This window comes from Terrimonas pollutisoli, assembly GCF_029360765.1.
Lineage (GTDB): Bacteria > Bacteroidota > Bacteroidia > Chitinophagales > Chitinophagaceae > Terrimonas_B > Terrimonas_B pollutisoli.
The window spans coordinates 109122-124102 of sequence record NZ_JARKNA010000011.1; the positions used below are offsets into that span (position 1 = coordinate 109122).

Here is a 14981-nt window from a genome sequence, read left to right on the forward strand (position 1 = left end):
AAGGATTCTATCCTAAGAGGAGTTCAATTTTTTATTAAAACTAAAAAATTAGTTGTTAAACTAAAAAATTAGTTATACGTTTGAATCGTAATTTTTTCATGTATGAAAACATTGACCAAAGCAGAAGAGCAGGTAATGCAAGCTTTATGGAAATTAAATAAAGCATTTCTCAGGGATCTTGTAGAAGCAATGCCGGTACCAAAACCTCACCAAAATACTGTTGCTACCCTTTTAAAGATTTTAGTGGAAAAAGAATTTGTTGGTATTCATGTATTGGGGCGTCAACATGAATATTATCCGCTAATGAGCAAGGAAGAATATTCAAAACGCACCATGAAGCAAATGGTAAAAGGTTATTTCGAAGGTTCATTCAGCAATGTGGTGTCATTTATGGTAAAGGAAAACAATATTTCTATTGAAGAACTCGAAACGCTTTTGCAGCAAATTAAAAAACAGCAAAACCCTAAGAAATGAGAAATATACTGCTTTACCTGTTCCAGTCAATACTCAGTTCGGGAATTCTTTATGCCTATTATCACTTTTTTCTTCGTAATAAAAAATTTCATCGGTACAACCGATATTATCTGCTATCTATAGTAGTTATCAGCATTATTATTCCGTTTTTGCAGATTCCCGTTTATTTTGATGATGCTACAACAACACCATTTTTAGCAAACACCCTAACTACCATTTCATCCGGCGGTTTTGAAGAAGAAGCTGCGATCACTGCCGTAACGGCTAAAGAATCATGGTTTACTTTTAAAAATATTCTTTCACTTCTTTACATCATCGTGGGATTGATTTTGTTTGTCAGATTTCTTCTGGCATTGCTAAGAATAGCCCGGATGATTACTATCTATCCAAAAGAACAACTGGACAATATCCAATTTATTGCTACAACTGATCCTGCTACTCCCTTTTCTTTTTTCCGCTGGCTTTTTTGGAACAATAAAATCGAACTGAACTCGGATAATGGTCAGCAAATATTCCGTCATGAACTATTTCATATCCGGCAAAAACACAGCTGGGATATTATATTTCTCGAGATTATTTCTATGCTCGTTTGGATCAATCCATTCTTTCACCTGATAAAAAGAGAAATCAAGGTCATTCATGAATTCCTGGCTGACAAGTTTGCCGTTGAAGAAAATAAGGAATGGGATTATGCAGAACTGCTGCTGATGCAGGTATTAGGCTCTCCGAACACAAGATTAACCAATCCATTTTTCCATAACCAAATCAAAAGACGAATCGCTATGCTCACCACATCAAAAAAACCAGGTTATCAATACATGAGAAAAATAATGGTATTGCCCTTAGCGGCTATTGTTATGCTTTTGTTTGCTTTTACTTATAAAAATAAAGCTAACGGCAGCTCCATCTTGCCGGAAAAACCAATAACGATTGTGGTCGATGCAGGCCATGGCGGCGACGATCCAGGAGCCTGGACACTGGACGGAAAATATAATGAAGCCCAGCTGTCACTTGATATAGCTAAAACAATCCAGGAGTTGGCAAAGGAATATCACATCAATATAATAATGACAAGGGAAGATAAAAAGTTTCCGGGTGGCGCATCAGACAAGAATGAAGCTCTCAGGAAAATAGTTGCTTTAACCAATAACACAAAACCGGATGCATTTATATCCATTCATCTGAATACCATAACATCCAACAAAAAAAACCAGTCCATGCTTTCAGGTATAGATGCTTATGTATCTAACAAAAGAGAGGATGAAAAAGGAAAACAGCTGGCCTCTGTCATTTTGCAACAATTATCTCTCGTATATAAAACCCGTGAAGAGATAAAATACCGTACTTACAACGGCATATTTGTTTTAGACAAAAGTAATTGTCCCGCGGTTTTATTGGAATGTGGTTTTATTGATAATGCCAAAGACCTTGCGTTTATCACCGACAAGAATAACCAACAAAAAATAGCAAGAAGTATATTGGAAGGTATTGTAAAATTTAAAAATGCAAAAACTTCCGCAAACCCGGATCAATCACAATTAATGAACGACACTGTACCAAAATCTAAGGACGATAATATAATTTTTGAAAAACTGGAAATCGAGCCTTCATTTCCGGGCGGACAAACTGCATGGACTAACTACATCACCAAGCATATTGATACCAACCAGCCAATACAGAAAGGTGCCCCATCCGGCAATTATACTGTGTTTGTTCAGTTTGTGGTCAACAAAGAAGGTGGAATTACAGATGTGAAGCCGTTGACAAAACATGGTTATGGCATGGAGGAACAAGCGGTGGAAGCAATAAAGAAAGGGCCTCGCTGGATTCCCGGAGCGCAAAATGGATTTAAAGTAAATGCTTACAAAAAACAGCGTTTCGATTTCATTGTTGAAAAAAACAAAAAAACAGTATCATTTAACACAGACAATATAAAGCCCAATAATGAAGTGGTAGTGGTTGGCTATAAAACTAATCAAACGGATAATAAACCGGTTTTTGAAAAAGTGGAAATTGAACCGTCTTTCCCTGGCGGGGATGTAGCCTGGAGAAGATACCTGGAACGTAATGCAAACTCTATGGTGCCTGTTGATAAGGGTGCTCCTTCGGGTGTTTACAAAGTAATGGTTCAATATATTGTTAAAGACGACGGCTCGATACATGATGTGAAAGCCTTGACCTCTTTTGGTTACGGCATGGAAGCAGAGGCTATTCGGGTATTAGAAAACAGCCCCGCTTGGTTGCCAGCTATGCAAAATGGGAAAAAAGTTAACGCTTATAAAAAACAGCCTATTACTTTCATCGTGGAGGAGGAAAAGAATAACAGCTCTGAAAAAAATGAAACTACGGTAGCAGGTTATGCCAGAGATTCATCAAAACAAATAGAAGAAGTAAAGGTAGTTGGCTATGGCACTGGCAAACCAAACAAGGTAAAAGAAGTGACTGTCATCGGCTATCCGAGGTAGTATTTAATACTTTGTGTAAATAGATTACAAGTAACTGTATTGAAGAGTATAACCACCCGTGCAGGTGGAGCGAAGTGAGGCGGAGCGTAGCGGAGCCGAACGAAGCGGAACCTGCACGGGGACGGCGGCAAAAATTGCCCCGTTCTTTATTAACTTTAAATACAGTTTTATGGACAATCCACAACACAATCTTTCTAAAGATTTTTTCAAGCAATTCAAAAGCAAAGAAGACTTTCAATCATTTTTTAGTGAGCTATACAAGCAAGGTATAGCAGAGATGCTGCAGGCCGAGTTAGATGAACACTTGGGTTACGAAAAGCATAGCAAAGAAGGTCATAACACCGGTAACAGCCGCAACGGATCTTATTCCAAAAAAGTAAAGACCGAATCACTGGGTGATCTTGTGCTCAATATTCCCCGTGACCGTAACAGTGAGTTTGAGCCTAAACTGATACCTAAAGGCTCTCGTATGAGTGATAAGCTGGAAGAATCCATTATCGGTATGTATAGCCGGGGAATGACCACTTCTGATATATCCCGCCAGGTCAAAGAAGTATATGGAGTAGATGTCAGTGAAGGCACTATCTCCAATGTTACCAACCGCATTATTGAACACGTAAAAGAATGGCAAAACCGGCCGCTGGATACTGTTTACTTTACTGTATGGATGGATGCCATTGTATTGAAAGTAAAACAAAATGGCAAGTACATCAATAAGTGCATTTACCTGGTTATCGGACTCAAACAAGATGGCTTAAAAGAAGTGCTGGGAATGTGGATGGCAGAAACAGAGTCAGCTTCTTTTTGGATGAGCGTATTGACAGATTTGAAAGCCCGTGGCGTGGAAGATATTCTCATCGCCTGCACTGACAATCTGAAAGGATTTACCGACGCTATAAAAGGGGTTTTTCCCGGGACCGTCACTCAGCTTTGTATTGTACATCAAATACGCAACTCCTGCAAATACGTAGTCTGGAAAGACAGAAAAGCCTTCTGCACTGATCTGAAGAATGTTTATGGGGCTGTAAACCGACAGGCCGCCGAGCAAGCCATGGAGGACTTTGAAACTACCTGGGGACACAAATACAAACATGCCATTCAATCCTGGCGATCAAACTGGCAAGAACTTACCAGCTACTTTGATTTTCCTCTGGAGATCCGCAAGATCATTTATACTACCAATACCATTGAAAATCTCAATCGGGGAATCAGAAAATATATTAAAACGAAAGTTCAGTTTACTGATGATGCGGCTGCCGGGAAAGCCGTTTATCTCGCTATTATGAACATCGAACAAAAATGGAGTATGCCCATCCAAAATTGGGGTTACATACTCCATCAGTTCTTAACTATCTTTGAAAGCAGATGCCAACTCTAACTACAGTTGCTTATTCCATTTACACAAAATATTTTATACTCTCCTATCCGACCAAAGAACAGTCAAAAAAGTGAAACAATAATAAGCCTTTCGGATATGCATCAAACAATAAACCTGATCAATAAACCAGCTTGTTGTTTTTTACGTCGATCACCAATTCCTTTTTTTCACTCTCCTCTACCCTGCCAATCACCTGCGCATCCACACCAAAAGTTTTAGCAACGCTAATCATCTTATCGGCGTCTTTTTCGTTAGTGTATATTTCCAGCCGCGTTCCCATATTAAATACCTGGTACATTTCACGGTCATCAGCGCCACTGGCTTTTTGTATTAACTGGAAAATAACCGGCGGCTCAAACAAGTTATCTTTTACGATGCGAACATTTTCCGGAACATATTTTAAACATTTGGTTTGCCCGCCTCCACTGCAATGTATCAGTCCGTTGATGCTGTCAAAATGATTTTTCAACAGATCTTTCATCACCGGCGCAAAGGTCCGGGTCGGCGAGAGCAAAAGTTTTCCAATCTCCAATTGCTGATTTCCGACTTCTATCTCCTCCGTCATTTTATGAGGCCCGATATAAACCACGTCAGCCGAAAGCGAATTGTCAAACGTTTCGGGATATTGTTTTCCATAAACCTTATTCAGCACGTCATGCCTGGCGCTGGTAAGTCCATTACTGGCCAAACCGCTGTTGTAGGCTGATTCATAATTTGCCTGGCCAAAACCCGCTAAACCGACAATCACATTCCCCGGCTTTATCTTTTCATTCGTAACGATTTTATCCTTCGGCCAGCGGGCAGTCATCGTGCCATTGACGGCAATGGTACGAACCACATCGCCAACGTCGGCTGTTTCACCGCCCATGAAGTTGATGTTGACGCCAAAACCTTTCATGTTATCAAAAAACTCCTGTGTACCATTTATAACGGCTTCCAACACTTCGGCCGGGATATTTTTTTTATTACGATCAATGGTGGAAGAAAAAAGAAAGTTGTCATAAATCCCGACACAAAGCAAATCATCCAAATTCATCACGATGGCATCCTGTGCTATTCCCTTCCAAACAGATACGTCTCCTGTTTCTTTCCAGTATAGATAAGCCAGGATACTTTTGGTACCTGCACCATCCGCATGCATCACATTTACCCAGTTATTATCGCCACACAGTACATCCGGGTATACTTTACAAAACGCTTTGGGAAAAAGTCCCTGGTCAAGATGCTTTGTTGCTTCATGTACTTCTTCTTTCTGGGCTGATACACCTCTTTTTTCGTATAAACTCATATCCAAATTTGTGCGGCAAAGCTAAAAAGAAACAGGACACGGATTGAAAGATTCCCAATTGATTTTATGCAACCAAACAGGGTATGTTACCAGTTACCTGTTACCGGTAACCGGTAACCGGAAACTGGTAACGAATACTGACTATTAAACACCATATTTTGATTTAGCTTTTTCAATTAGTTTTGCTTCACTTTTATGAAGGTCCACTATGATATAGAAAATCTGCCCTTGTTTCATAACTCCGTTATCACGATAGGCACATTTGATGGGGTGCATATGGGGCACCGGCAGATCATTGAGAAGCTAAAGCACGAAGCAAAGGCTATTAATGGAGAGACGGTTATTATCACTTTTCATCCCCATCCCCGGAAGATCGTTTCCTCCACGATACTGGGCATCCGGTTGATTAACACCCTGGAAGAAAAAATCGGTTTATTGGAGCAACTGGGAATAGATCATCTCGTGATCGTGCCGTTTACCGATGCCTTTGCCAACCAGCGGGCGGAAGATTATGTTGAACATTTTTTGGTCAATAAATTCCACCCTCATACTATTATTATCGGTTATGATCACCGGTTTGGCAAAGAAAGAAAGGGCGATTATGTCTTGCTGGAAAACCTGGCCCCGGTTTTCAAATACCAGTTAAAAGAAATTCCCAAACATGTATTGGATGAAATTTCTATTAGTTCCACCCGCATCCGTGAGGCATTGCTGAATGGCCAAATAGAAATAGCAGATAAATTACTGGGCTATGAATTTTTCTTTACCGGTAAAGTAATTCATGGTGATAAACTGGGACGTAAGCTGGGCTACCCTACCGCCAACCTTAAAATACAGGATGAAGAAAAAATAACCCCGGGCAACGGTATTTACGCCGTATATGCCGAGTTGGTTGAAAATGTTCAAACGCTTACCGGAAAAAACCAGCCGTCTACTGAAAGTTCACAGCGTATCAAAGGAATGATGAGTATTGGCTTTCGCCCGACGGTAGATGGGAAAAAGCGGGTGATAGAGGTAAACCTTTTCGATTTCAACAGTGAAATTTATGACCGGTCGCTGCGGGTGTACGTAAAGAAATATTTACGGCAAGAAATAAAATTTGATTCACTGGATGAACTGGTGAAGCAAATTGACCAGGATAAAACAGACAGCCAGAAAGTATTGTGAAATAACAGGCAATTAGCAATAGACAATTGCCAATCTTCAGCCTGATTTTTTTATAAAGCAAAAGGGCAAACTTTTTTAGTGTTTGCCCTTTTGCCTATTGTATATTGCCTATTCCTTAGTATTCTATCCGGAACTCCAATTTGGTAATATCATCAAAAAAATCATCCACAGAACTTACGATCGTCACTTTCTTTTTGTCTTCAGATAGTTTTACATTTTTACCTTCTACTTTTTTTGCGGGGCTGGGCAAATTAAAGATCAGCGTATTGCTCATCGGCATTCCCTGGCCTGCCATTTCTTTCAAAGCCTGCATGCCTTTATCATCGTCCACTTTTGCATATTTTTCCGGGATATGTTTTTTAACGATCAGGTTTTTTCCATAAGTAGTCGTGAAATAATCATCCATTGAATTTTTAGGCATTTCATCATCCGGGATGGGTGGCGCATTTTCTCCGGCAGAAGCCTGTTTTTTCATTGCCTGTTGCATCACTTTTGAAGAAATAACATCCAATTTACTGATCTGTACGCCGGAGGTAAAGGGGAACTGGAGTTTGGTAATGAGTTTTTCGTCAGCCATATTAACATTAAGCCCTAATACGCCTTTTCTAACCAGGTCCTTTTCTTCAGGTGTGAGATCAGGAATACTATCTGCCATTTTATCAAGAGAAATGGTGGTGTCGATAGCTTTTTCAACACTATCCATTCCCTTTCCCTGGCCCGACATTTTTGCAATACCGATCAGGCTGCTCATGTCTGTAGTAGTGACCATGGTACCGCTGCCATCTTTGTTAAAGGAAATTTCACGGGTGGTTTCGCAACTGGTCAAGGCCAGCATTCCAGTTGCCAATAAAAAGCCCAATAATTTTTTCATTTTTCTTTTATTTGTTTCTTAGATGTTTTTCTGCCGAAAATAGTTGTGCAAAGAAAAGCTTTTCATAGCAAAACCCGGGGACTAAGGAGTAAACTGTCACTTAAATACATGGACGGCCGGCTTAGGCTGTAAACGATAAACCGATTGTTGCTCAAGCGATCATTTTACAAATCATTTCCTTCATCAGGGAGCCGTCTTCAGCACCGGCATTATTTATACCGATACTTTTGAGATTGTACTGATGCAACAATAATAATATTCTTTCGACGCCCTGGTAATCGTAAACCCTGGAAGCCTGTATATAGTCTTTGGCAAAAAATGGATTGACGCCGATAGCCGCTGCAATGGCTTTTTCATCACCACCGCCAGCACCGAACACCATAAATACTTTACTGAAAAAACTATACAACGATGGAAGAACTAATTGTATAGGGGCAGCTTTGGGATTTGATTCAAAATATTGAATGATGCGGATACTTTTTGCCAGATCCTTCCGGGCCAATGCCGATTGCAGTTCAAAGACGTTAAAGTCTTTACTTACGCCGACAAATTCCTCGATATCCTCTTCAGTAATTGTCTTTCTTTTTCCTAGATTGATCGAAATTTTTTCTATTTCATTTTCTATCCTGGAGAGATCGTTGCCGATATGATCCACCAGTAGCGCCAGTCCTTTTGGTGAAATCGATAATTGTTTTGATTGTAGTAACTCCTGCGTCCATTCAGGCAGTTGACTATCGTAGATTTTTCTGGTAGTAATCAATACCGCTTTTTGCTTGAGTAACTTTGCCAATTTAGAACGGCCATCAACTTTTTTGTCTTTATAGGAAACAACAAATACCGTGGAAGAAAGCGGGTTCTCTATATATGGCTCCAGTTTTTCAATGTCACGCATATGCTGTGCTTCTTTCAAAAGCACTACCTGCCTTTCTGCAAACATGGGATAGCGGCGACAGGCGTTTACTACATCGGCCCAGGAAGTATCACGGCCATAAAAAACGGTTAGATTAAACGATGCCTCACTTTCATTTAAAATATGATGTTCAGCGTAGTCAACTACTTTGTCAATAAAATATTCTTCATCGCCTTCCAGCCAATAAACCGGCTTATAGACGCTTTTCTTCCATTCTGTTATTATCTTGTCAATTGCCATAAAACGCTAAGTTACAGGGTTTCTGAACCCGGTTTAAGTTGAAAATAAACTTTTTCCGCATTACGATTTTTTCTGGCACGGTTTTCGGAATTGAGGACAACGAAAGAATCTACGGAACCGTAAACTACCTTGAAAACCCAATAATATCTGGTAAAATAAATAGTAAACCTAAAATCATTTTAAAAACCCACTTGTATGACAAACACAAATTATCCATCGGCGACTCCAAATGAACCTCGTACTCCGAACAGAGGCAATAAGAATCTTTTGATTGGTATTCTTGCTGCCGGTCTTTTGGGTACTTGGGGTTACCTGTTATACGACAAAAACAAAACAGGTGAAACAATACAGGTTGCGCAGACCCAGTCTGAAAATTATATGACACAACGTGACTCACTGAAGTTGTTATATGATGATGCTGAAATGCGTTTAGACTCTATCACAGGAGCTAACAACAACCTGCAAGGTGAAAAAAGCACATTGCAAAAACAGATCGATGCAAATAAAGCTGAGATCAGACGTATCTTAAATGATAAAAATGCTACTGCAGCTGATCTGAAAAGGGCGAAAGCAATGATCGCAGACCTTAACAACCAGATCGCAAGTCTTGAAGCAGAAGTATCAAGATTGACTGGCGAAAACCAGGAATTGACAGCTAACAACACTCAGCTTACTACTGAAAAGCAAGTGTTGGAGCAGAATCTTCAAACTTCAAGTGCTGAAAAAGAAGCATTGACCCAAGTTGTGGATGTAGGTTCAACTTTCAGCGCTTCAAATATTCAGATCACTCCGGTGAATGAAAAGAAAAGCGGTAAAGAAAAAACTACTTCGACAGCAAAAAAAGTTGACAAACTGGTTGTTTCTTTCGATATCGAAAACCGTATTGCAAGATCAGGTCCTGCTGACATGTACATCATGGTTACAGCTCCTGATGGCAAAGTGGTAACCAACACTGAATTGGGTTCTTCTACCCTGACTACACGTACTGATGGTGACAGACAGTTCACTACAAAAGTACCGGTAGAGTACGAACAAGGTACACGTAAAGCTGTATCATTCCCTATTCGCCAGGAAGATTTCCAAAGAGGTGATTACAAAATTGAAGTTTATCATAACGGGTTCAAAATCGGTGAAGGTGTAAGAACCCTGAAAAAAGGTGGTTTATTCGGTTAAAAGCGAAGTTGCACTCTTACGCAACACGACCGTCCCGATCTATCGGGACGGTTTTTTTATGCCTCTCTGCTTGCGGGTAGCTTGTAAAAAAAGACAATATGCTTTATCTTTCGAAAGATGCCCAGGGAAATAAAAGATATAAAGTCTCTCTTACTGGTACTGCTTTCAATCGGACTGGTGAGCACCTGGATCTATCATATTTACGATAAGACAATATACAGCCAGCGCCGTACCGAAGTTTATGTAAAGGATTCCGCTGCGGTGGCCGATGCGATAAAGGACTCGCTGACTAAAATATATTCAACCGCAATCAGTGACCTGGACTACCAGTTGGATTCATCACGGGTAAATGCCGATTCTCTTAAAATAAGGCTGGATGATAAGCTAAAAGAAATCAATCAGCTGAAAATGGAAATCACCGGAATTTTAAATAAGCAAGGCTTTTCCCAATCGGACCTCGGCCTCGCACGACAAAAAATTAATGAACTGCAACAGCGGGTGAATGAGCTAAGTGATCAGAACCTGAGCATGGAAGATGAAAAAAAACAAATCAGCACTGTGTTGGAACAATTAACGCTGAATGTAGACACACTACAGCGAAACATCCGCCGCCTCAGCGACGAAAACCAGTCGTTGATAGAAAAAGTAAATCTTGCTTCTATTTTTATTGCTTCTGATATTAAAATTGCTGCTATTGAAGTAAAAGGCTCCAGTGAAGAATCCACGTCACAGGCAAAAAAAACAGACAAGTTTGTTGCGTCATTCGTTGTCCAAAACCGCATTACCCAATTTACCAACGCCGAATTAACCACAGTGTTAGTTCAACCAGACGGGCAAGTACTGCAAAGTACCGTATGGGATAGCGGCAGTTTTAATACGAAAAATGAAGGCAAAAAAAAGTATACCCGTAAAATAAGGTTTGACTATGTCAAAGGAGAAGAAAAGCATTTATTGTTTTCTATAGACACCGAAAAATGCCAGAAGGGTACTTACACTTTTCAGCTCTGGCATAATGGAATCCTCATCGGCCAGGCAACAAAAACACTTGGATAGCCATTCTTTTTGGGGCGGGTTCTACTGCCCGATAAGAGTTTGCAGGATAAGATTAAATTTCCCGCATCCTGTTAATGGTATTCTTCACAGGGGTTACTTTATAGCCTTCTTTCCGAAGAAGATTAATACAGCCTTGTTTTCCGGGAAGATGGCCTGCTCCTACCGCAATAAGCACCGACTTATCAGGTAAAATATCTTTCAATTTATTTACCCAGTTTTGATTGCGGTTGTAAAGCAGGATATCTGTGTAGTTTGAAATGCTGGGATCACTTTTCATCAACATTTCTTCCAGCTTTTGAAGATCCTGTTGCTTGTAGGCATTCATCATGTCGGATAGTTCTTTATCCTCACCGTCACCTTTTTTTGCATTATCAATATAGCTTACCAATTGTTCAGCTTGTAACTTATAAGGAATGCTATCGAGCACACTCGCCTGGTAGCCCATGCTCTCCAAACCCCTAATGGATTTGCCATATTCCTTTGCTTCTTCCATGATCACTTGTTCCATCATGGCTGTAGCTTCACAGGCGAGGCCGCCTTGTTGCAAAGTAGAAGCAGCCAGCATCGGCTTATAAGTTTCCAGCATATTGAAAGGAAGCATGGACCCCTTCTCTTCAAAATAATTTTTTACTTTTTCATAGTCGGCTTCACTCAACAGATCCTGTAAAGTAGTATCACCCCGCATCTTCATTTTAGACAACATGCCGAGCATTTCAAACATATTGTCCAGGTCTACTTCAAAATAAACCTCTTTTACATTCCTGATCACCCGCTTCAGGCTATCGCTAAGAATAGCATCATCTTTACACAGCATGTGAATAGTGCCAAAAATATAGGATGGCTTAACAAGGCCATTACCGCTTATTTTCCAGAGAAGCGTATTATCTGTATTGCTTTTTTGAGCAACGCAAAAAATTGATATGAGGCTACCGAACAACACCGCACAAACTCGTTTCATCAATAGTTTATTTTTAAAGCAATTTACAGCCTAAAGCTGAGAGCTGAAAAGATTGGAGGGCTAACCTTGCATTTTATTGTACAACGGCTTCCTCACCGTATAACTGGTCTTTAAACTTTAACGAAGGGGAAGAAATAAAAGGGCCTATCGCCAGGTCTTCCCATTTTTCATCAACTGCTTTTATGGTATCGTTATCTGCCACAATAATATTCGGCCAATCGCGGTGAAAGCCGTCCAGTTCTTTAGTTTTCCTTGTGCCATCTAAGCCCATGCAGGCGAAGTATTGGCTTCCGGTTGCCGGTTGCCGGTTGCTGGTTGGTCTCCGGTACAAATAACTGTCCCGCTTAGGATCAAGGTTGTTGCAAAAACGCCACAAAGCAGTTGGCAAGTCATTAGCATCAACCGTATGCTCGACATATAAGATAATTTTTACCCCTTCTATTTCCGCCAACTCGCAAATCTGTTCATGCAATTCTTTTATATGACCTGGTTTGCTTTTTTCAACAGAAATAATAAGACAAGCAATTTCTTTTTTTAACAGAGAAAGGTTTACCTTTTTTATTTCAGTAAACTTTTCGGTAAGTAGTTCTTCCGTCAGTTGCCCCATTTCGACCAGCTCAGTGTCAACTGTCAACTGCACACTGTCATCAATCTCCTCATCAAACTTACTCGTCCCATCAACGCACATCTTGCCACCAAAACCCAGTTTGCTACAGCTGTGATCCAATACATCCATTGGGCCCTGTGAAAAATAAATGTCTGTAGCCGGGTTTAAATTTTTAAATACGTTTTTGGCCAGTTCAGGATAGTTTGTAATGGATGTCTTTTCATCTGCGATCACCAATATCTTATTGAACATCATTTGCCCGGCGCCCCACATGGCATTCATTACTTTTTGTCCCTGGCCGGCGTAATCTTTCTTTATTTTGGTAATAACAAGGTTGTGAAATACTCCTTCTACCGGCATTTCCATATCGATGATTTCCGGTACCATGGTCATTTTGATGGGTGCCAGGAAAATCCGTTCAGTTGCTTTTCCTAGCCATGCATCCTCCTGCGGAGGTATGCCCACGATAGTTGCGGGATAGACCGCATTTTTTTTATGCGTAATAGCTGTGATGTGAAAACGGGGATACCAATCCGGCAAGGAATAGTAGCCCGTATGATCACCAAAGGGACCTTCCCATATCATCTCATCATTGGGATCAACATAACCTTCTATGATAAAGTCTGCATCAGCGGGCACTTCTACTTCTGGCTGGGAAATACATTTGACCATTTCCACTTTTTTCTTACGAAGAAAACCTGCCAGCATGTATTCATCCACATTTTCCGGCAACGGAGCAGTAGCCGAGTAAGCGTATACCGGGTCACCGCCTAACGCAACCGCTATGGGCATGCGTTTGTTCAACTTTTTATATTCATTGAAATGTTTGGCAGATACTTTATGCTTGTGCCAGTGCATACCGGTCAAAGTGGGACCAAAAACCTGCATCCGGTACATGCCGACATTTCTTGATTGGGTATTCGGATCCTTTGTATGAATGATGGGCAACGTAACAAACGGGCCTCCATCTTTTGGCCAACAGGTAATAACAGGCAGTTTAGTGATATCGGGCTGGCTCATTTCAACCTCCTGGCATTCGCCCCGCCCCTTTTTTACTTTTGGCATCCATGAAGCAAACTGGCCAAGCTTCGGCAACAACTTTAATTTATCCAGGATACTTTCTTTCGGCGACGCAAGCAGCTTAAACAATTCTTCAATTTCCCGGGCAGTATCATCCAAATGCGCCACACCTAACGCCATGCACATTCTTTTTTCACTGCCATAGGCGTTCATCAGTACCGGGAAATCATAGCCGGTATTTTCAAAAAGTATTGCTTTTCCACCGCCCGGTTCTTTACTCATCCTGTCGCTGATCTCTGCCATCTCCAGCTTTGGATTGACGTAAGTTTTGATGCGAACAAGTTCCCCTGCTTTTTCCAGTGCTTCAATAAATTGCTGCTGATTTTTATAGGCCATGTCTTCAATAAATTACGCAAAGGTACAACACAGCCTGTGTGAGAATGTTGGAATAGTAAGAAGAAAAGATTTTAGTAAACATTCACGGGGCAACTGGTGCTATTCCTCGGCGCTCTTCGGCCACCGCCGCCACCAAAAATTCCACCACTTGATGAATTGCCACCACCTAACCGATATGTGAGATGGAGTCCCGTGAAATAATAAGTGTCTTTACGTTTTGGACTTCCACGTTGTGCGCCTTTTGCCGGATAACCAGCAATGCCTACGTCATCTCCACGGTAGGACATGTCAACGGATAATTGCCCTCTGCCGGCTAACAGATCATTAGGATCGGCATATACTGTACTTACATCATCAAAATAATCAGTGAAAATTTTTCTCAATCCTAATTCAAGACCAAGATGAAGATTGTCTGTAACCGCGAACTTAACACCTCCGCCATAAGGGATCGCAAACTGGGTGAGACTATATGGACTGTTTTCGGCATAGCCGGGCAATCCCTGCCCTTCAGTGCTTAATGGCTTCAGGTAAATTTTTTGCGTGGTGCCATTATACGCATATGGATTAAAGCGATAAACAGCAAGACCGACAAAAGCATACGGCGAAAAGCGATGATCATTTAAACTCAACAGATAATATTCGCCTAATAAACTAAATTCGGAAACTGCAGTTTCGAAACTAAGATTGCGGGCCCGAAGACTTGAATCGCTGTTGAAACGATCCGCTCCGCCGACTACAGCATAAGTGAAACCACCCCGAAGCATAATATTATTGGTTAGTTCATAATTGGCAGTTATCCCTATAGCGCCGTTGGTAACTTTTTTCGGGAATATTTTACTGGTAAGATCCCCATTGTAAGCAGCGAGTCCACCAAAAACGCCGATATGAAGACGTTGTGCGAAAAGAAGCTGTGAAAAGGCTAAAAAAAGGATCAATATCCAGGCTTTCTTCATAATAAACGTTTAGAACTTTAACAGTGCA

At 40.8% G+C, this 14981-nt stretch carries 12 protein-coding genes; 6 read left to right on the top strand and 6 right to left on the bottom strand.

The genetic code is table 11. The annotated features are described in order from the left end of the window. Positions 1-102: 102 nt before the first annotated feature. From P2W73_RS17115 to P2W73_RS17125, 3 genes are all read left to right on the top strand, one after another. The gene (locus P2W73_RS17115) at positions 103-474 is read left to right on the top strand and encodes a BlaI/MecI/CopY family transcriptional regulator (protein ID WP_276503302.1); all 372 of its coding nucleotides are present in this window, start codon (positions 103-105) and stop codon (positions 472-474) included. Then, positions 471-2939, top strand: coding sequence for an N-acetylmuramoyl-L-alanine amidase (locus P2W73_RS17120; protein ID WP_276503303.1), 2469 nt, complete (start codon positions 471-473; stop codon positions 2937-2939). The genes P2W73_RS17115 and P2W73_RS17120 overlap by 4 nt, the downstream gene beginning before the upstream one ends. 169 nt (positions 2940-3108) lie before the next feature. Continuing rightward, the gene (locus P2W73_RS17125) at positions 3109-4317 is read left to right on the top strand and encodes an IS256 family transposase (protein ID WP_276503304.1); all 1209 of its coding nucleotides are present in this window, start codon (positions 3109-3111) and stop codon (positions 4315-4317) included. 118 nt (positions 4318-4435) lie between these two features. On the opposite strand, the gene P2W73_RS17130 is transcribed toward P2W73_RS17125, so the two are convergent. Continuing rightward, positions 4436-5605 (bottom strand): AIR synthase related protein, encoded by a 1170-nt coding sequence (locus P2W73_RS17130; protein WP_276503305.1) that lies wholly within the window; start codon positions 5603-5605, stop codon positions 4436-4438. A 195-nt stretch (positions 5606-5800) separates the two neighbouring features. Here P2W73_RS17130 and P2W73_RS17135 point away from each other — a divergent pair, with 195 nt between their 5' ends. Beyond that, positions 5801-6772, top strand: coding sequence for a bifunctional riboflavin kinase/FAD synthetase (locus P2W73_RS17135; protein WP_276503306.1), 972 nt, complete (start codon positions 5801-5803; stop codon positions 6770-6772). Positions 6773-6887: 115 nt separating this feature from the next. Here the strand turns inward: P2W73_RS17135 and P2W73_RS17140 are convergent, their stop codons facing one another. Both P2W73_RS17140 and holA read right to left on the bottom strand, forming a co-directional pair. Next, entirely contained in the window at positions 6888-7643 is a 756-nt protein-coding gene (locus P2W73_RS17140; RefSeq protein ID WP_276503307.1) for a hypothetical protein, read from the bottom strand. 151 nt (positions 7644-7794) lie between these two features. Further along, a complete protein-coding gene (holA, locus tag P2W73_RS17145) occupies positions 7795-8793 on the bottom strand; it encodes a DNA polymerase III subunit delta (RefSeq protein ID WP_276503308.1) in 999 nt (332 codons plus the stop codon). A gap of 195 nt (positions 8794-8988) precedes the next feature. On the opposite strand from holA, the gene P2W73_RS17150 reads away from it, so the two are divergent. After that, positions 8989-9966, top strand: a complete 978-nt coding sequence (locus tag P2W73_RS17150; protein WP_276503309.1) for a DUF8428 domain-containing protein — start codon at positions 8989-8991, stop codon at positions 9964-9966. Between the two features lie 117 nt (positions 9967-10083). Then, positions 10084-11019, top strand: a complete 936-nt coding sequence (locus P2W73_RS17155) for a DUF8428 domain-containing protein (RefSeq protein WP_276503310.1) — start codon at positions 10084-10086, stop codon at positions 11017-11019. Between the two features lie 52 nt (positions 11020-11071). Here the strand turns inward: P2W73_RS17155 and P2W73_RS17160 are convergent, their stop codons facing one another. From P2W73_RS17160 to P2W73_RS17170, 3 genes are all read right to left on the bottom strand, one after another. Further along, a complete protein-coding gene (locus tag P2W73_RS17160) occupies positions 11072-11977 on the bottom strand; it encodes a TraB/GumN family protein (protein ID WP_276503311.1) in 906 nt (301 codons plus the stop codon). A gap of 73 nt (positions 11978-12050) precedes the next feature. Next, complete coding sequence (locus tag P2W73_RS17165) at positions 12051-14000, bottom strand: menaquinone biosynthesis decarboxylase (RefSeq protein WP_276503312.1); 1950 nt, start codon at positions 13998-14000, stop codon at positions 12051-12053. Positions 14001-14071: 71 nt separating this feature from the next. Next, complete coding sequence (locus P2W73_RS17170) at positions 14072-14953, bottom strand: DUF6089 family protein (protein ID WP_276503313.1); 882 nt, start codon at positions 14951-14953, stop codon at positions 14072-14074. Between the last annotated feature and the right edge of the window lie 28 nt (positions 14954-14981).

Bases quoted from the DNA above. Each gene is read 5' to 3' on its own strand.
- P2W73_RS17115 (WP_276503302.1), top strand. From the start codon at position 103: ATGAAAACATTGACCAAAGCAGAAGAGCAGGTAATGCAAGCTTTATGG.
- P2W73_RS17120 (WP_276503303.1), top strand. From the start codon at position 471: ATGAGAAATATACTGCTTTACCTGTTCCAGTCAATACTCAGTTCGGGA.
- P2W73_RS17125 (WP_276503304.1), top strand. From the start codon at position 3,109: ATGGACAATCCACAACACAATCTTTCTAAAGATTTTTTCAAGCAATTC.
- P2W73_RS17130 (WP_276503305.1), bottom strand. From the start codon at position 5,605: ATGAGTTTATACGAAAAAAGAGGTGTATCAGCCCAGAAAGAAGAAGTA.
- P2W73_RS17135 (WP_276503306.1), top strand. From the start codon at position 5,801: ATGAAGGTCCACTATGATATAGAAAATCTGCCCTTGTTTCATAACTCC.
- P2W73_RS17140 (WP_276503307.1), bottom strand. From the start codon at position 7,643: ATGAAAAAATTATTGGGCTTTTTATTGGCAACTGGAATGCTGGCCTTG.
- holA (WP_276503308.1), bottom strand. From the start codon at position 8,793: ATGGCAATTGACAAGATAATAACAGAATGGAAGAAAAGCGTCTATAAG.
- P2W73_RS17150 (WP_276503309.1), top strand. From the start codon at position 8,989: ATGACAAACACAAATTATCCATCGGCGACTCCAAATGAACCTCGTACT.
- P2W73_RS17155 (WP_276503310.1), top strand. From the start codon at position 10,084: ATGCCCAGGGAAATAAAAGATATAAAGTCTCTCTTACTGGTACTGCTT.
- P2W73_RS17160 (WP_276503311.1), bottom strand. From the start codon at position 11,977: ATGAAACGAGTTTGTGCGGTGTTGTTCGGTAGCCTCATATCAATTTTT.
- P2W73_RS17165 (WP_276503312.1), bottom strand. From the start codon at position 14,000: ATGGCCTATAAAAATCAGCAGCAATTTATTGAAGCACTGGAAAAAGCA.
- P2W73_RS17170 (WP_276503313.1), bottom strand. From the start codon at position 14,953: ATGAAGAAAGCCTGGATATTGATCCTTTTTTTAGCCTTTTCACAGCTT.